The following is a 17399-nucleotide window of genomic DNA, read 5'->3' as shown; positions in this document are numbered from 1 at the left end:
CCCCTACTCCACCATGCCTTCGCCGCTGTCCGACGCGAGCGGCGGCACGCCGCGGCGCAGCTCGAACACCAGGGCCACGAGCAGGCCCACGGCCAGCACCAGCGTGGCGGCGGCGCCCAGCGCCAGCGGATAGCCCAGCACCGTGCTGTAGCTCTGCATGCCGGCCAGCACCTGCTCCCACGAGCCCATGACCAGCAGCACCATGCACAAGGCGACCAGCGCCTGGCTGACCCAGAACAGCGTCTTGCGCGTCGTGCCCCGGACGCGCGAGGTCAGCATGTCGAAGCCCAGGTGCTTGCCTTCGAAGGCGGCCACGATGGCGCCGATGGCCACCAGCCACACGAACAGCAGCCTGGCGATTTCCTCGTAGGACACGATGCTGGTGCCGAAGACGTAGCGCAGCACGACGTTGATGAAGACGGCCGCCACCATACAGGCCAGCGCGGCGACCATCAGGCCTTCGGCCAGCCGCTGCAAGGCGGGTTTGCGGCGGGCCGCCTGCCCGGGATCGCTGGATGTCATGCTGTGTCTCCTGTCATGGGTGTGATGGGTGTCATGGGTTCGCGGCCGCTGGGCCCGCAAGCCTGCGGCGCCAGCCAGTCGAGCACCGCCGCCACCAGCGTGTCCAGCGGCAGCCTGGCATCGAGCACCCGCACGCCGGGCTCGCCCGCCGGCGACTCCAGCGTGGCGAACTGGTCGGCCACCAGCGTCGGCGAAAAGAAGTGGCCGGGCCGCTCGCGCACGCGGGCAAGCGCATCCTGGTAGTCCAGCGCCAGGAAGACGAAGCCCAATTGCGCATGCCCCGCCCGCAGGCTGTCCCGGTACTTGCGGCGCAGGGCCGAACAGGTCAGCACCACGCCTTCGCCAGGCTGCCGCTGCCGCAGCAGGTCCGACAGGCGCAGCAGCCAGCCGGCCCGGTCCGCGTCCGTCAGCGCAATGCCGTCGCGCATCTTGGCGATGCTTTCCGGCGAGTGATAGGCATCGCCTTCCAGCAGCGCCCACCCCAGGGCCTTCGAACAGGCTTCGCCCACGCTGGACTTGCCGCAGCCGGAGACGCCCATCACGACGATGGCGGTGGGTCGAAAATCTTGGATAGCGCTATCCATACATGCTCAAAAAAAGGCGCAAGCGATGCGTGCCGCTTGCCGCCGCCTTGGATCTGCCGGGCAGAAACCAGGTCGATGCCCTGGCTGTCCGGGTTCCCGGTTTCGCAGGATAGCGCTATCTTAAGAGATAATCGCCCAGACACTTATTCGGACAAACCCGCTATCACCGTGACCCGACGCTCCCGTCCCTCCAGCGGCCGCATCACCTTGAGCGATGTGGCCCGCGCCGCCGAAGTCAGTCCCATCACGGCCTCCCGCGCCCTGCGCAACGCGCGCGGCGTGGACCCCACACTGGCGCAGCGGGTGCACGAAGCCGCCGAACAGCTCGGCTACGTGCCGGACCCCGCCGCGCGCGCGCTGGCCTCGCAGCGCAGCTCACAGGTGATCGTGCTGGTGCCCCTGCTCTCGAACACACTGTTCGTCGACCTGCTGGAAGCCGTCCATCGCACGCTGTTTCCCGAGGGCTATCACCCCCTGATCGGCGTGACGCACTACGACAGCGCCGAAGAGGAATTGCTGCTGCGCACCTACCTGCCCCTGCGACCGGCGGGCCTGCTGGTCACGGGCTTCGACCGCAGCGAGGCGAGCGGCCAGCTGATCGCGCGCAGCGGCGTGCCCTGCGTGCACCTGATGGAGACCAGCACCACGCCGGGCGTGCCTTGCGTGGGTTTCTCGCAGCACGATGCCGGCGCCGCCATCACCCGGCACCTGCTGGACCGGGGACGCCGCCGCATCGCGTTCTGCGCCGCCCAGCTCGATCCTCGCGTCATGCAGCGGGCCGCGGGCTACCGCCACTGCCTGGCACAAGCCGGCCTCTACGACCCGAGCCTGGAACTGCTCAGCCCCGAACGTTCTTCCATTGCCCTGGGCGCCAGGCTGTTCGAGGACATGCTGGCGCGCGCGCCGGACGTCGACGCCATTTTCTTCTGCAACGACGACATCGCGCAGGGCGGCCTGCTGGCGGCCAGCCGCCTGGGCATCGCCGTGCCGGACCGCGTTGCCGTGGCGGGCTTCAACGACCTGGCGGGCAGCGACCAGATGGTGCCGCCGCTGACCACCATGCGCACGCCGCGCAGCGAGGTCGGGCGCGCCGGCGCGGCCATGCTGCTGGGCATGATGCGCGGCTCGCAACCCGCACCGGGTTGCGTCGAGCTGGACTACGAACTGGTCGTGCGCGGCAGCACCTGAGCGCCGCCTAGGCGGTCTCCGCCAGCGCATCGCCCAGGGCGCTGACCAGGTTGTCGATCTCGCTAGGCTGGCTGATGAAAGGCGGCGCCAGCTGGATGGTGTCGCCGCCGTAGCGCACGTAGAAGCCCTTCTCCCAGCAGCGCCGCGCCACCTCGTAGGGGCGTTTGGCCGGTTCGCCCGGCGCATGCGCCAGGCTGATGCCGGCCGCCAGGCCCACGTTGCGGATATCCACGACGTGCTTCGCCCCCTTCAGTCCATGCACGGCCGCCTCGAACGTGGGCGCCAGCGCGCGCACCCGGCCCGGGCCGTCCTCCTTCACCAGCAGGTCCAGCGCGGCCAGTCCCGCCGCGCACGCCACGGGATGCGCGGAATAGGTGTACCCATGCGCGAACTCAAGCATGTAGTCCGGGCCGCCCGCGGCCATGAAGGTGTCGTAGATGTCCTTCTTGACGACCACCGCGCCCAGCGGCTGCGCGCCGTTGGTGACCTGCTTGGCGATGTTCAGGATGTCGGGCGTGACGCCGAAGGCTTCCGCGCCGGTATGGGCGCCCGCACGGCCGAAGCCCGTGATGACCTCGTCGAAGATCAACAGGATGTCGTGCGCGGTGCAGATCTCGCGCAGCCGCTTCAGGTAGCCCACCGGCGGCACGATGACGCCCGCCGAGCCGGCGAAGGGTTCGACGATGACCGCCGCGATGGTCGAGGCATCGTGCAGGGTGATCAGGTCCAGCAGGCGGTCGGCCAGGTGCGCGCCGTTCTCGGGCAAGCCGCGCGAATAGGCGTTCTCGGCCAATTGCGTGTGCGGCAGGAAGTCCGCCTCGACGCCCTGCCCGAACAGCTTGCGGTTGGCGGCGATGCCGCCGACCGAGATGCCGCCGAAGTTCACGCCGTGATAGCCCTTCTCCCGGCCGATGAGGCGCGTCTTGCCGGCCTGCCCCTTGGTGCGCCAATACGCCCGCGCCATCTTCAGCGAGGTATCGGCGGCTCCCGAGCCTGAACCGGTGAAGAACACGTAATCCAGGCCCTTGGGCATCAGGGACTGGATGCGATTGGCCAGCGCGAACGACAAGGGATGGCCGTGCTGGAAGGCCGGCGCGTAGTCCAGCTTCGCGGCCTGGCGGCCCACGGCCTCGGCGATTTCCTGGCGGCCATGCCCCAGGCCCGTGCACCACAGTCCGGACAGGCCGTCGAAGATCTTGCGGCCTTCGGCGTCGGTGAAGTACGCCCCCTTCGCTTCGACGATCATGCGCGGCTCGGCCTTGAACTTGCGGTTGCCCGTGAAAGGCATCCAGTGCGGCTCCAGCCAGGCGGGATCCAGGCGGACGGCGTCGTCCTGGAGGGTGTCGGTGGGGGTGGGGGTGGCGGTCACGGTCATGGCAATTCTCCCTTGGGCCGCGCCATCGCGGGCGGCGTATGTCTGCATGGCGCTGCAAAATCCTTTTGCGGATTATTCGCCGGGACGATAGTCTTTTAAATAAGCAACAATCACTGTTCACTTGCCTCATCATGAAAGTTTCTTCTCCCCGCCCACGCGCCCTGCTCGGCCAGGTCAGCGACATGGATCTGCGCCTGCTGCGCGTGTTCAAGGCCGTCGTGGACTGCGGCGGCATGGCGGCGGCGGAGCTGGAGCTGAACATCGGCATCTCCACCATCAGCCGCCACATCAAGGACCTGGAAACCCGCATCGGGCTGGTCCTGTGCCGGCGCGGCCGGGCGGGCTTCGCGCTGACCGACGAAGGCCGCGCGGTCCACGAGGAAACCCAGCGACTGCTGGGCGCCATGGAATCGTTCCGCGGCCGCATCGACGCCATCCACGACCGGCTGGCGGGGGAACTGCACGTGGCGGTCTTCGACAAGACCGCCACCCACCCGCAGGCGCGGCTGGACGTGGCCATCGCGCGCTACGGCGCGCTGGCGCCCGCCGTGACGCTGACGCTTCATGTCGCCGGCATCGGCGAGATCGAACAGGGCATCCTGGACGGCCGCTACCAGGTGGGGGTGATTCCCGAGCACCGGCGCGCCGACAGCCTGGTCTATGCCGACCTGTATCCGGAAACCATGCACCTCTATTGCGGCGCGGGCCATCCCTTGTTCGGCCAGCCGCATGCCCGCCTTGGCTGGGCGCAATTGCGCGACCATGCTTTCGCCGGGCTGGGTTACCACTCGCCCAACATGGCCTTCAGCCACCAGGCCAAGCTTACCCGCGCGGCGACGGGGTTCGACCAGGAGGCCATCGCCACGCTGGTGCTGTCGGGCCGCTACCTGGGTTTCCTGCCGGACCATTACGCCGAGGTCTTCGAACGCCAGGGCCGCATCCAGGCCGTGGCGCCCAAGCGGCTGAGCTATGTCTGCCGCTTCGTCAGCATCGTGCGCCGCTCCCCCCAGCCCTCGCGCGCCGCCCGGCTCTTCCACGACTGCCTGGCGCAGGCGCATGCCGGCTCGAGCCTGGCTGCCTGAGCCAGGCTTCCCGAGCGCCGCTGCCGGCGCGCGATCGCGGCTCGGCGCGGCAGCGTCATGCGCGTCCCATCCCCGCTTGTTATCCTCGTTGTCCGTCCGCACTGCACGCTGCATCGCCCATGTCCACAGAGACCTCCCCGCCGCCCTCCTTGCCTGGCCTGCCCGGCACGCCGCTCATGCCCTCGTGGCGCAGCCCGTCGGGCCGGGGTCTGCGCTTCTGCCTGATCCTGATCGGGGTATTCATCCTGGGCGCGTGGGGCCTGCATGCCCTGGGTGGCTGGACCGGCGCACTGTTTCTCATCACACCCGCCTGCATTCTGCTCATCGGCGTGTTCGTGCATCTGCGCCATCTGTTGGCCCGGCGCCCGGTCCTGCGGCTGGACCCCGCTGGCATCGCGGGCGCGCAAGGCCCGCTGCTGCCCTGGCAACGGATCGCCCGCATCGACTACACCGGCCTGCCCTACGCCGCCTGGCTCGAGATCACGATGGCGGCGCCTTCCGGGGAGCCCGACCCGCGCGCCGCCTGGACCTGGCGCCGCCGCTCGCAGCGCCGCATCGCGCTGAGCGCGCTGGACCAGACCCTGCATATGCCCGTCCTGCAGGCAGCGCTGCGCCAGCACCAACAGGCCGCGCCTGAACATGCCCGCGCGCTGGATGCCGCGCACGAACGCGAGCAGCAGGCCAGCGACGCCTTCCACACCCATCTCGACACCCTGTCGTCTCGCCCATGGGCCATGATCGGCATGATGGGCTTGTGCGGGCTGGCGTGGCTGGCAGGCGTGCTGGCGGGCATGGACCCGATGACACCCACGCCCGATTCCCTGTATGGCGCGGGCGGCAATGCGACTTCCGCCGTGCAGGCGGGCGAAAGCTGGCGTCTGCTCACCGCCATGTTCCTGCATGGCGGCGCCGTCCACCTGGCATTGAACATGTATGCGCTATGGGGGGCCGGCCGGCTGCTCACCCGCTGGGTCGGCAATCGCGGTTTCCTGCTGGTGTACCTGGCTTCGGGGCTGGCCGGCGGTGCGCTGAGCCTGCATTTTGCGGCCCAGCTGCATGTGTCGGTGGGGGCTTCCGGCGCGGTGTTCGGCGTGGCCGGCGCCGTGTCGGCCATCCTGCTGCGCAGCGGCGGACGTTATCCCATCGCGCAACGCAGCCAGCTGATCACCAGCATGGCGATCTTCATCGGCTATTCCCTGTTCTATGGCTTCACCAACAGCGGCATCGACAATGCCGCGCACCTGGGCGGCCTGGTGGCCGGCGTCCTGCTGGGCCTGCTGATGGCCGGCCATCCGGATGCCGCGACCTCGGCCAGGCAACGCCTGACGCGCGAAGCGCTGGGCGCACTGCTGTGCCTGGTCGCGGTGCCCGTGCTGGTCCACACCGCCGCGCCGGCCGCGCGCGACCTGGCGCACTTCAGCGCCAACCTGCACGAGATCGACGCGGTGCGTCACAGGACCCACCAGCAGTTGCAGCAGATCGAGGCCAAGCGCATGCGCGAGGCCGGCCACGCCCCGGGCAGCACGGCCTGGCTGGACGAGGAAGCCAAGGCGCTGCAGACCATGCTGACCGTGCTGCGCAGCGAGTCCGGCCGCCTGGCCGCGCTGCCATGGGGCAGCGACGACCCGGTCGGCCATTATGCGCAGGCGGAAATCGCGCATCGTCACGCGCTGACGGAACAGATCGAGGTGGAGCTGGAAGCCATGCGCATCGCACGCAGCGGCGCCCCGCCTTCGGCCGAGCTGGCTGCCCGGCGCAAGGCCGTGCAGGCGTCGGTCCAGCAGGCCAGGGATGCATTGAACCGCCGCGCGGCAGAGATCGGACTGGTGAAGCGCACGCCCTGAGCGGGCGCTGCCCCCCCGCACTTCAGCCCGGCGCGAGAAACAGCCGCTCTTCGTGCCAGGCCTTGCTGGGCACCCGCTTTTCCAGCCGGGGATGCCGCAAGGCCCAGGCGCGCACCAGCGCGCTGTTGAGCCGGAAGTCGACATCGATGCGCTGCAGCACGGGCAGGCAGACCTGCAGGACGTCCTGCAGCAGTTCGACCGCCTCGTCGCTGCCCAGCAGCAGCCTTGCCTCCTTGACGAACACGGCAGCGTCCCAGACCGGCGCGTTCAGGCTGAGCCTGACGAACCAGCGAAACGCCAGGTTGCAGCGCAACTGGTCATGCAGCGCGCCTTCGGTGGGCAGGGAATAGGCCGCCTGCAGCATCAGGGCGCGCAGCAGGGATTCGGCGCTGATCTGCAGGCGCAGGCGCAAGCCGATGCGCCTGAGCAGGTTCGCCTGCCCCTGGAGTTCGCGCGCCACGACACTGTCGAGCAGGGTCAGGGGATGCCGGTTGGGGATGAAGTCATCGAGCTTGGCCGACCCCAGCCAGACCTCATGGGGCAGGATCCAGACATAGGGCGCGCCATAGCGGTAGACCGAGATGGGCCGGGTCCTGGCCTGCGCCAGGATGCGCGACATGTGCTTGTCCAGGTCCAGCATGGTGACCGTAGACAGGTAGGGATCGATGACCGCGGGCTCGGCCCGCGTGCCTCGCCGTGCTTTCTTCGGCTTGATATCCATAGGTTCCAGAAACGAAGGGGCTGCCAGGCGGGTGTGAACCCCGCCAAACACAGAGCATCCGATTCTGTGACGCTCGAATGACACTCACACGAAAAATTATCGTGAGATCACCCCAGCGCGTAAGGCCCAATGACACCGTTTTGCCCATGCGGAATTGCAAAGAGCAAGCAACGGCAGGCACGACAAGCCGGAAAAATTATCGGGATATTCGATCCGCGCCTGTCGGCCAAAAGCACTAAGACTTTCTATGGAGATGCGCAGGCATCAGGCCTTGCCGGCCTGCTCCCCTTCCTCCGGATCACGCATGCGGCGGAACAGCGTCGCGGCCAGGGGGCCGCTGATGTTGTGCCACACGCTGAAAATGGCGCTGGGCACGGCCGCCAGCGGCGAGAAATGCGCCGTCGCCAGCGCCACGCCCAGGCCCGAGTTCTGCATGCCGACCTCGATGGCAAGCGTCTTGCGCTTGGGCAGGCTCATGCCGAAAAGCCGCGCCAGCGTGTAGCCCAGCGCCAGGCCCAGGCCGTTGTGCAGCACCACCACGGCGAAGATCATCGCGCCGCTCGCGGCGATGCGCGCCTGGTTGCCCGCAACCACGGCCGCGACGATGGCGACGATGGCCACCACCGACACCAGCGGCAGCACGGCGACACCCACCTGCACCTTCTCCTTGAGCAGATACTGGGCAACCACCCCCAGCGCAATCGGCATGACCACGACCTGGACAATCGACCAGAACATCGCGGCGGCGCTGACCTCGAGCCACTGGCTGGCCAGCAGATAGATGAGCGCAGGCGTGACCACCGGCGCCAGCAACGTGGTCACGGACGTAATGGCAACCGACAGCGCCACATCGCCACGCGCAAGGAATGTCATGACGTTCGACGCCGTGCCGCCCGGGCAGCATCCGACCAGGATCACGCCCAGCGCCACTTCGGGCGGCAGGTTCAGGCCAACGCTCAACAGCCAGGCCAGGCCCGGCATGATGACGAACTGGCCCGCCACCCCGATCGCGACGTCACGCGGGCGGCGCAGCACTTCGCGAAAATCGTCCTTCGAGAGCGTGAGCCCCATGCCGAACATGATGAGGCCGAGCAGCGGCACGATGTACGGTCCGATCCACAGGAAGCCTTGCGGCTGCAGGAAGGCCAGGATGGCGAACAGCAGCACCCAGATGGCGAAGGTATTGCCGACGAAGCGGCTGAAGCGGGCAAGGGCCTGCATGCGTGTGTGTCTCCAGAAAAGAAAAGGCCCGGCGGCACTCCAGGCAGTGTTGCCAGGGAGTTCGCCAGGCCATGAGCCCGGGCGCGCGGCATGCGCCGCGCGGGGTCAATAGTATTACTTCTCGACGAAGGCCCGTTCCACGACGTAGTCGCCGGGCTGTCCCGTGCCGGGCGAGACCTCGAAGCCCAGGCCGTCCAGCAAGGCGCTGATGTCCGTCAGCATGGCGGGGCTGCCGCACAGCATGGCGCGGTCGGTATCGGGATTGATGGGCGGCAGGCCCACGTCCTGGGCCAGCTTGCCGTTGGCGATCAGCTCGGTGATGCGGCCCTGGTTGCGGAACGCTTCGCGGGTGACCGTCGGGTAATAGACCAGCTTGCCGTTCACCAGCTCGCCGAAGTGCTCGTTGTTGGGCAGGTCGTTCTGGATGTAGTCGGCGTAGGCCAGTTCGCTGACCCAGCGCACGCCGTGCACCAGGATCACTTTCTCGAAGCGCTCGTACACCTCGGGATCCTTGATGATGCTCATGAAGGGCGCCAGGCCCGTGCCGGTGCCGAAGAGATACAGGTTCTTGCCCGGCTTCAGGTCGTCGACGACCAGCGTGCCCACGGGCTTCTTGCTGACCAGGATGGGATCGCCCACCTTCAGGTGTTGCAGGCGCGAGGTCAAGGGACCATCGGGCACCTTGATGCTCAGGAACTCGAGGTTTTCCTCGTAGTTGGCGCTGGCGATGCTGTAGGCGCGCAGCAGCGGCTTGCCCTCGACTTCCAGGCCGATCATCACGAAGTGGCCGTTGTGGAAGCGCAGCGCGGCGTCGCGCGTGGTGGTGAAGGAGAACAGCGTGTCGTTCCAGTGATGCACGCTCAGCACGCGCTCGGTATTGAAAGCAGCCATGGATGAAGGACTCTGGCCGCGGCGCCTGCGGGGCGTCGCCGGACTCGATAGAAGAAAGAGGAAATACCCGCGATGGCGGGTCCGAACACCTATTTTAACCATGCTTGTTGATAGGTGTTCTCATCCATCCTGGCAATAAGCTTATTTCATATCAAGCGTCAAGCACGACACTCCCCTGTTTGCCCGCCGGACCGGGCCGCGAACAAGCCGCCGCCAAGCGGTGTTCATCTCGGTGTTCATCTGCTTGTAAGGGAAAAAACAGGCTGTTATGCTTGCTTGTCATTTGATAATAATTTTCGTTAGCAGATGAGCGTCTGACGCATTTCACAAGAACGCGACGAGGCAAACGCAAGAATGCCCCCGGCGCATCGTGATGCGCAAGAAGACCGAAAAGCATTTCCGTTCCCTTCCCTTCGAGACACCCCCAGGCCTGGAGTACACAGACCATGAAAGCCAAGCGTTTCCTTCCCCTGCCGCTCGTGCGCGGACTCGCGCTCGCCGGCGTTGCGCTCTTCTCCGCCCAGGCGTTCGCCGCCGGTGAAGTCAGCCTCTACACCACGCGCGAGCCCAAGCTGATCCAGCCGCTGCTCGACGCCTTCAACAAGGAAACGGGCATCAAGGTCAACACCGTCTTCGTCAAGGACGGCCTGCTCGAGCGCGTGAAGGCCGAAGGCGACAAATCGCCCGCCGACGTGCTGATGACCGTGGACATCGGCAACCTGCTCGACCTGGTCTCCGGCGGCGTGACGCAGCCCGTGCAGTCCAAGACGCTGGAATCGACCATCCCCGCCAACCTGCGTGGCGCCGATGGCCAGTGGTACGCCCTGTCGCTGCGCGACCGCGTGCTGTACGTCGAAAAAGACCTGAAGCTGGAAAAGTTCACGTACGAAGAGCTGGCCGATCCGAAATGGAAGGGCAAGGTCTGCATCCGCTCGGGCCAGCACCCCTACAACACCGGTTTGGTCGCGGCCATGATCGCCCACGACGGTGCCGAAGCCACCGAAAAGTGGCTGCGTGGCGTGAAGGCCAACCTGGCCCGCAAGGCCGCGGGCGGTGACCGTGACGTCGCGCGCGACATCCTGGGCGGCATCTGCGATATCGGTATCGCCAATGCCTATTACGTGGGCCACATGAAGAATTCGGCCGAAGGCACGGACGCCCGCAAGTGGGGAGACGCCATCAAGGTCATCCGCCCGACCTTCGCCAACGAGAAAAGCGGTGGCACGCACGTGAACGTGAGCGGCGCCTCGGTGGCCAAGCACGCGCCCAACCGCGACAACGCCGTCAAGCTGCTCGAGTACCTGGTGTCGCAACCCGCCCAGGCGCTCTACGCCCGGGCCAACTATGAATATCCCATCCGTGACGGCGTAAAGCTGGATCCGGTGGTGGAAAGCTTCGGTCCGCTGAAGGTCGATCCGCTGTCGCTGGTTGAAATTGGCAAGCTGCGCAAGCAAGCCAGCGAACTGGTCGACAAGGTCGGCTTCGACAACTAAGATCGCCTCGCGTTGCCGCCGCCGTCCCCGCCGGGACAGCGGCGCCTCCCTCCTTCGCGAGTGGCCAAGGCGGCCCCAGTCCGGGCCGCCTTGGCCTTTTTGCCGCTGTTGAGCCGCATGCAGATTTCTTCATCCTTCCCCCGCCGTATCCTGGGCCCGGCCGAGCGTGGCGCGGGCTGGCTGGCCGGCGCCTTCCTGATCGCGCTGGCCGTCCTGGCGCCGCTGGCGGCCCTGGCCGCCGCCGCCCTGGACGCCGACCTCGCGCACTGGACCCACCTGATCAACTACGTCCTGCCGCAGGCGATGCAGAACACGCTGCTGCTGCTCCTGGGCGTGGGTGTGCTCGTGACCTTGCTGGGCACCGGCAGCGCCTGGCTGGTCACCGCCTATGACTTCCCCGGCCGCAAGTTCTTCAGCTGGGCGCTGCTACTGCCGCTGGCCGTGCCCACCTACATCATCGCCTTCGCCTACCTGGACCTGCTGCATCCCATCGGGCCCATCCAGACGCTGATCCGCGACCTCCTGGGCTACGACAGCCCGCGCCAGTTCCGCTTGCCCGACCTGCGCTCGCTGCCGGGCGCGATTTTCGTGCTGGGCTTCGTGCTGTATCCCTACGTCTATCTCAGCACCCGCGTCATGTTCATGACCCAGGCGGCCAGCCTGCTGGAAGCCGGCCGCACCCTGGGCGCCGGACGCGTCGGCGTGTTCCTGCGCGTGGCCTTGCCGCTGGCCCGGCCGGCCATTGCCGTGGGCGTCAGCCTGGCCCTGCTGGAGACGCTGAACGATATCGGCGCCTCGGAGTTCCTGGGGGTGCAGACGCTGACGGTGTCGGTCTACACCACGTGGGTCACGCGCTCGGACCTGGCCGGCGCCGCCCAGATCGCGCTGGCCATGCTGGTCATCGTGGTGGCGCTCATCCTGCTGGAACGCCAGGGCCGCAAGCGCCAGCGCTATGCCAACGTGCAGCGCATGCGCCCGATGCAGCCGCGCCGCCTGAGCGGACCCGCCGCCCTCGTCGCCGTCCTGCTCGCCGCCGTGCCCGTGCTGATCGGTTTCGCCGCGCCCGCGCTGTACCTGGTGAACGAAACCTACAAGCGCTTCCACTCGGTGGGCGGCGTCTCGAACCAGTTGCTGAACGGCCTGTTCAATACGCTGAGCATCGCGCTGGTCGCCACGGTCGTCACCCTGTTCTGCGGGCTCGTGGTGGCCTGGGCCGGCCGCACGCTGCGCGAAAGCGCGCGCTGGAATCCCGGCCGCTGGTGCGCCCGCGTCGCCAGCCTGGGCTATGCCGTGCCCGGCACGGTGCTCGCCATCGGCCTGCTCACGCCGCTGACGCTGCTGGACCGCTACCTGGCGCCAGCGCTGGGCATCCAGGGCCTCTTCCTGATGGGGTCGAGCGCCGCGCTCGTCATTGCCTACACCATGCGCTTCCTGGCCATCAGCACCGGCAGCATCGAAGCGGGCCTTGCCCGCATCCCGGCCTCCATGGAACAGGCCTCGCGGCTGCTGGGCGAGACGGCCAGCGGCACGCTGCGCCGCGTGCACCTGCCGCTGCTGCGCCCTGCCCTGGCCGCGGGCGCGCTGCTGGTCTTCGTGGACGCCATGAAGGAACTGCCCGCCACGCTGCTCTTGCGGCCGATGAATTTCGACACGCTGGCGACCTGGCTCTATGCCGAGGCTGCCCGCGGCACTTATGAAGAAGGCGCGGTCGCCGCGCTGGCCATCGTGCTGGCGGGCCTGCTGCCCGTCATCCTGCTGGCGCGCACCAACCTGAAGATCGGACATTGACGTGACTGCTTCCCCCGACACCACTCCTGCCAACCGCGCACTGCTGCAACTGGACGGCATTTCCCTGGGCTACGACACACCCAAGGGGTTGCGCACCGTCGTGGAATCCCTGTCGCTGGAACTGGGCCGCGGCAGCGTCGGCTGCCTGCTGGGCGCCTCGGGCTGCGGCAAGACCACCGTGCTGCGCGCCATTGCCGGTTTCGAACCCTTGCGCGCGGGCCACATCCTGCTCGATGGCAAGCCGATTTCGAGCCCGGCGGGCATGCTGGCGCCCGAAAAACGCCGCGTGGGCATGATGTTCCAGGACTACGCGCTGTTTCCCCACCTGGACGTGGCGGGCAACATCGGCTTCGGCCTGCGCAAGCTGGATCGCGCGGCGCGTACCCGGCGCATCGAGGAATTGCTGGAACTGGTGGGCCTGGCGGGCTCGGCGACTGCCTTCCCGCACGAGATGTCTGGCGGCCAGCAGCAGCGCGTGGCGCTGGCGCGGGCCCTGGCGCCCTCACCCGAACTGCTGCTGCTCGACGAGCCGTTTTCCAACCTGGATGTGGACACGCGCGAACGGCTGGCCTTCGAGGTGCGCGACATCCTGAAGAACACGGGCCATACGGCCATCCTGGTCACCCACAACCAGGCGGAAGCCTTCGCCATCGCCGACCGCATCGGCGTCATGGCGCAAGGCCGCATCGCGCAATGGGACACGCCCTACAACCTGCATCACCATCCGTCCGACGAGTTCGTGGCAGGCTTCATCCGCCGCGAAGCGCTGGCCGAGCAGCGCGCCCAGGCCTACGCGCGGGCCTGATCCGCCAGGAAGGAGGCGCCGGACCTCCTTCCCCTTTTCCTTACAGCACCTTGCGTTCCGGCGCGGGAATGTACTCGCTCTCTTCGCCCGGCAGGGTCTGGCCGAAGCGGTTGCGCATCCAATCCTCGCGCGCCTGTTCGATGCGCTCCTTGCGGCTGGACACGAAGTTCCACCAGACGAAGCGCGGCCCGTCCAGCGGTTCGCCGCCCAGCAAGGCGAAACGTGCCTGCGTACAGGCGCGCAGCACGACGGGCTTGCCCGCCGCGAACACCAGCAGGCGGCCCGGGCCATGCGCCTGGCCCTCGATCTCGATCTCACCGCTGGTGATGTAGGCCGCGCGCTCGACGTACTCGGCGCTCAGCGCGATGCGCGCACCGGCGTCCAGCGCCAGGTCGACCAGGAACAAGGGCGAGAAGGTGCGCACCGAGGAGGTCTTGCCGAACAGGCTGCCGGCCACCACGCGGGCCTTGACGCCCTCGCCTTCCAGCGTCGCCGCCGGATCGCGGGCGTAGTGCGAAAACCCCGGATCCGTCTCTTCGTGTTCGCGCGGCAGGGCCAGCCAGGTCTGCAAGCCCGACAGGCCGTGCGCCTGCTTGCGGCGAGCGGGATCGGTGCGCTCGGAATGCACGATGCCCCGGCCCGCCGTCATCCAGTTGACCTCGCCCGGGGAAATCGTCTGCACGTGCCCCTTGCCATCGCGATGGACGATCTCGCCCTCGTAGAGATACGACAGCGTGGACAGGCCGATGTGGGGATGCGGACGCACGTCCAGGCCCGTGCCGGCATCGAACACCGTGGGACCGAACTCGTCCAGGAAGACGAAGGGGCCGACCGTGCGGCGCTGGGCCGAAGGCAAGGCGCGGCGCACCTCGAATCCCCCGATGTCGCTGCTGCGGGGGACGACGATCGTCTCGATCGTGCCGGAAGACGTCTGCTGGGAAGGAATGCTCATGCGGGCCTCGTCGGAAATCACGGCGCGGCGCGCGCCATGACTCCTTGTAGCATCCCGCCCTGCCGGTTTGGGGCTGGTCGGAGGCGCGATATATCGGACACAGCGTTGCGCGCCGCGCAACACCACTCGCCGCGCAAATAAAACAAAGGCGGGAACCTGCCCCGCCTTCGTCTCACTCGTCCTCGATGCCCAGCTCGCGCAACTTGCGCGTGATGGTGTTGCGGCCGATGCCCAGGCGCGCGGCAGCCTCGACGCGGCGGCCGCGGCAGGCGTCCAGCGCGCTTTGCAGCAGCACGCGCTCGAACTGGCGCGTCAGCGTGGCCATGACTGCCGGCTCGCCACGGCCCAGGCGGGCCTGGGCGTCGCGCTGCAGGCTTTGCGTCCAGTCGCCGGCAGCCTGGTGAGGCACGGCCGCGGGCACGGCGCCCACGGGCGGCGCGGTGGTGCCGGTGATGAGCGTGGGCGCGGCGCTGGCGGCGAACGAAGGATCGTCCAGCGCCCGCACTTCAGGCGGCAGGTCCTCGCTGTCGATCGTCTGGCCCGGCGCCATCACGGTCAGCCAGTGGCAGAAGTTCTCCAGCTGGCGCACGTTGCCGGGGAAGTCGAAGCGCGTGAACGTCGCCATGGCCTCCGGCGTCAGGCGCTTGGGCGCCACGCCCAGCGCACGTGCGCTGGCGGCCAGGAAGTGATTGGCCAGCGCGGGGATGTCCTCGCGGCGCTCGCGCAGCGGCGGCAGGCGCAGGCGGATGACGTTCAGGCGATGGAACAGGTCCTCGCGGAACAGGCCCTGCTGCACGCGCTGCTCCAGCGGCTGGTGGGTGGCGGCCACGATGCGCACGTCGACGCGCACGGGTTGCGCGCCACCGACGCGATAGAAGCTGCCTTCGGCCAGCACGCGCAAGAGACGCGTCTGCAGCTCCAGCGGCATGTCGCCGATTTCGTCCAGGAACAGCGTGCCGCCGTGCGCTTCCTCGAAGCGGCCGCGGCGCAGGTTGCTGGCGCCCGTGAAGGCGCCGCGCTCATGGCCGAAGAGCTCGGCTTCCAGCAGGTCGCGCGGAATGGCAGCGGCGTTCAACGCCACGAAAGGACCGCTGGCGCGCGCGCCATGGCCGTGCAAGGCTCGCGCCACCAGTTCCTTGCCGGTGCCGGACTCGCCGGTGATCAGCACCGTCACGCGCGACTGGGCCAGGCGGCCGATGGCGCGGAAGACTTCCTGCATCGAGGTGGACGAGGACTGCGTCATCATCCAGCGTTCGGTGGGCGGCTCGTTGGCGCCTGACTGCGCTTCGGGCTCGGCGGACTCCTTGACCGCGCGCTGGATCAGCGTGACGGCGTCATTGATGTCGAAGGGCTTGGCCAGGTAATCGAAGGCGCCGCCCTGGAAGGCGGAAACGGTGCTGTCGAGATCGGCGAACGCCGTCATGACGATCACGGGCAGGCCCGGGTGGCGTTCCTTGATCTGGCGCAGCAGGTCCAGTCCGCTGCCGCCGGGCATGCGGATGTCGGACACCAGCGCGGCCGGCGTGCCTTCCTGCAGTGCCTCCAGCACGTCAGGGGCCTGGGAAAACGTGCGCGTGGCAATGCCGGCGCGGCCCAGGGCCTTCTCCAGCACCCAACGTATGGCCTGGTCGTCGTCAACTATCCAAACGGGTTTCATGCAGGCTCCATGGGCAAGACCAGGCGAAACTCGGTGTGCCCGGGACGGGATTCAAACTCGATGATGCCTCCGTGCTGCTGCACGAAGTCCTGGGCCAGGGACAGGCCCAGGCCGGTACCATCCGCCCTGCCCGTCACCAGGGGGTGGAAGATGCGCTCGCGCAAGGGTTCGGGCACGCCCGGACCGTTGTCGATGACTGCGACCACGAGCGCCATGCGGTGCTGGCGATGCGCCAGCATGACCTGGCGCGCGACGCGCGTGCGCAAGGTGATCTGCGCGCCCGCGGTCACCTGCGGCTGCGTGAGCGCCTGTGCGGCATTGCGCACGACATTGAGCAGCGACTGGATGAGCCGCTCGGCATCGGCCTGGATGTCAGGCACCGACGCGTCGTAGTCGCGCAGCAGCGAGATGTCGCGTCCGTATTCGGCGCGGATCAGCGCGCACACGCGTTCGCAGATCTCGTGGATATTGACCGCGCGCGTGTGGATGGGCGCACGTTGCGGCGTGGCCAGGCGATCGACCAGCGACTGCAGGCGATCGGCCTCGGAAATGATGACTTGCGTGTATTCGGTGAGCGCCGGATCGGGCAGCTCGGCTTCCAGCAATTGCGCCGCGCCACGCAAGCCGCCCAGGGGATTCTTCACCTCGTGGGCCAGATTGCGCAGCAGCTCGCGCTGCGTTTCGATCTCGTCGACCAGGCGTTGATTGCGGTCGGCCAGCACGCGCTGCTCGATCTCGCGCACTTCCATCAACACCGGCCAGCGCTGGTCGGTGAGCGCCACGATGGTGGCCGCGACCTGGAAGAAATCGTGGCCGCGATACAGCGTGACCAGTTGGCGGCGATCGACGAAACGCCGCGCCTGCGCCTGCCCGATGGCGTCCTGGATGTCGTCGGATTCCTCGAACAGGCCGGCAGCGCGGCTGCCGGTCAGCTGTTTGCGAGAGCGGCCGAAGATGTCTTCCGCGGCGGCGTTCGCATACTCGACCCTGCCTTCGCTGCTCAGCAGCAGCACGGCGGTGGCGAGCAGATCGAAGGCATCTACATTCATGGATCGTCTGGGAGGGCGTGGACCCGACGGCACGACGGGCGGGCACTGCGGGAGACAGCAAACTGCCTGCAACGACAAGGCAATGCGGGAACTGAAGGCGATTGCGGCAACAACGACTGCGGGGCACTGCGTGCGCCGCGCGGCGCGGTGCGTGAAAAAACCGGAACCGGAACCGGAACCGGAACCGCGCGGCGGGTATCGACGCCGCGGCAAGGGCCTGAGCCCCG

The 17399-nt window shown here is 67.9% G+C and carries 15 protein-coding genes; 6 read left to right on the top strand and 9 right to left on the bottom strand.

Annotated elements, in window-relative coordinates:
• Positions 1-3: 3 nt before the first annotated feature.
• Both ODI_RS11605 and ODI_RS11600 read right to left on the bottom strand, forming a co-directional pair.
• Positions 4-522 carry a TRAP transporter small permease gene (locus ODI_RS11605; RefSeq protein WP_067749251.1) on the bottom strand — a complete coding sequence of 173 codons (519 nt, stop codon included), beginning with the start codon at positions 520-522 and terminating at the stop codon, positions 4-6.
• On the bottom strand, positions 519-1106 hold the full coding sequence (locus tag ODI_RS11600) for a gluconokinase (protein WP_067749255.1): 588 nt from the start codon (positions 1104-1106) through the stop codon (positions 519-521). The genes ODI_RS11605 and ODI_RS11600 overlap by 4 nt, the downstream gene beginning before the upstream one ends.
• 162 nt (positions 1107-1268) lie before the next feature.
• On the opposite strand from ODI_RS11600, the gene gntR reads away from it, so the two are divergent.
• Positions 1269-2294, top strand: coding sequence for an HTH-type transcriptional regulator GntR (gene gntR, locus ODI_RS11595; protein ID WP_067749510.1), 1026 nt, complete (start codon positions 1269-1271; stop codon positions 2292-2294).
• A gap of 7 nt (positions 2295-2301) precedes the next feature.
• On the opposite strand, the gene ODI_RS11590 is transcribed toward gntR, so the two are convergent.
• The gene (locus tag ODI_RS11590) at positions 2302-3669 is read right to left on the bottom strand and encodes an aspartate aminotransferase family protein (protein WP_067749257.1); all 1368 of its coding nucleotides are present in this window, start codon (positions 3667-3669) and stop codon (positions 2302-2304) included.
• A 131-nt stretch (positions 3670-3800) separates the two neighbouring features.
• On the opposite strand from ODI_RS11590, the gene ODI_RS11585 reads away from it, so the two are divergent.
• Positions 3801-4751 carry a LysR family transcriptional regulator gene (locus ODI_RS11585; protein ID WP_067749259.1) on the top strand — a complete coding sequence of 317 codons (951 nt, stop codon included), beginning with the start codon at positions 3801-3803 and terminating at the stop codon, positions 4749-4751.
• 119 nt (positions 4752-4870) lie between these two features.
• Complete coding sequence (locus tag ODI_RS11580; protein ID WP_067749261.1) at positions 4871-6595, top strand: rhomboid family protein; 1725 nt, start codon at positions 4871-4873, stop codon at positions 6593-6595.
• Between the two features lie 22 nt (positions 6596-6617).
• Here the strand turns inward: ODI_RS11580 and ODI_RS11575 are convergent, their stop codons facing one another.
• From ODI_RS11575 to ODI_RS11565, 3 genes are all read right to left on the bottom strand, one after another.
• Positions 6618-7316 (bottom strand): transposase, encoded by a 699-nt coding sequence (locus ODI_RS11575; RefSeq protein WP_067749262.1) that lies wholly within the window; start codon positions 7314-7316, stop codon positions 6618-6620.
• A 264-nt stretch (positions 7317-7580) separates the two neighbouring features.
• The gene (locus ODI_RS11570) at positions 7581-8537 is read right to left on the bottom strand and encodes a bile acid:sodium symporter family protein (protein WP_067749265.1); all 957 of its coding nucleotides are present in this window, start codon (positions 8535-8537) and stop codon (positions 7581-7583) included.
• Between the two features lie 114 nt (positions 8538-8651).
• Positions 8652-9428, bottom strand: coding sequence for a ferredoxin--NADP reductase (locus ODI_RS11565; RefSeq protein WP_067749267.1), 777 nt, complete (start codon positions 9426-9428; stop codon positions 8652-8654).
• Positions 9429-9874: 446 nt separating this feature from the next.
• Between ODI_RS11565 and ODI_RS11560 the strand changes: the two genes are divergently transcribed.
• The 3 genes from ODI_RS11560 to ODI_RS11550 all read left to right on the top strand — a co-directional run bounded on the left by ODI_RS11560 (position 9875) and on the right by ODI_RS11550 (position 13514).
• Positions 9875-10921, top strand: a complete 1047-nt coding sequence (locus ODI_RS11560) for a Fe(3+) ABC transporter substrate-binding protein (protein ID WP_067749270.1) — start codon at positions 9875-9877, stop codon at positions 10919-10921.
• 117 nt (positions 10922-11038) lie between these two features.
• The gene (locus tag ODI_RS11555) at positions 11039-12709 is read left to right on the top strand and encodes an ABC transporter permease (RefSeq protein ID WP_067749512.1); all 1671 of its coding nucleotides are present in this window, start codon (positions 11039-11041) and stop codon (positions 12707-12709) included.
• A gap of 40 nt (positions 12710-12749) precedes the next feature.
• Positions 12750-13514 carry an ABC transporter ATP-binding protein gene (locus tag ODI_RS11550; RefSeq protein WP_067749513.1) on the top strand — a complete coding sequence of 255 codons (765 nt, stop codon included), beginning with the start codon at positions 12750-12752 and terminating at the stop codon, positions 13512-13514.
• Positions 13515-13554: 40 nt separating this feature from the next.
• On the opposite strand, the gene ODI_RS11545 is transcribed toward ODI_RS11550, so the two are convergent.
• The 3 genes from ODI_RS11545 to glnL form a co-directional block, all read right to left on the bottom strand.
• Positions 13555-14466: a pirin family protein gene (locus tag ODI_RS11545; RefSeq protein ID WP_067749515.1), complete on the bottom strand. Its 912-nt coding sequence runs from the start codon at positions 14464-14466 to the stop codon at positions 13555-13557.
• Positions 14467-14638: 172 nt separating this feature from the next.
• Entirely contained in the window at positions 14639-16123 is a 1485-nt protein-coding gene (ntrC, locus tag ODI_RS11540) for a nitrogen regulation protein NR(I) (protein ID WP_067749271.1), read from the bottom strand.
• Positions 16120-17172 carry a nitrogen regulation protein NR(II) gene (gene glnL, locus ODI_RS11535; RefSeq protein ID WP_067749274.1) on the bottom strand — a complete coding sequence of 351 codons (1053 nt, stop codon included), beginning with the start codon at positions 17170-17172 and terminating at the stop codon, positions 16120-16122. Before glnL ends, ntrC begins: the two co-directional genes overlap by 4 nt.
• Positions 17173-17399: the final 227 nt, after the last annotated feature.

This window comes from Orrella dioscoreae (assembly GCF_900089455.2).
In the GTDB taxonomy this organism is placed as follows: domain Bacteria; phylum Pseudomonadota; class Gammaproteobacteria; order Burkholderiales; family Burkholderiaceae_B; genus Orrella; species Orrella dioscoreae.
Note: the sequence above shows the minus strand (reverse complement) of the source record. Positions and strands in the feature narration are given on the sequence as shown.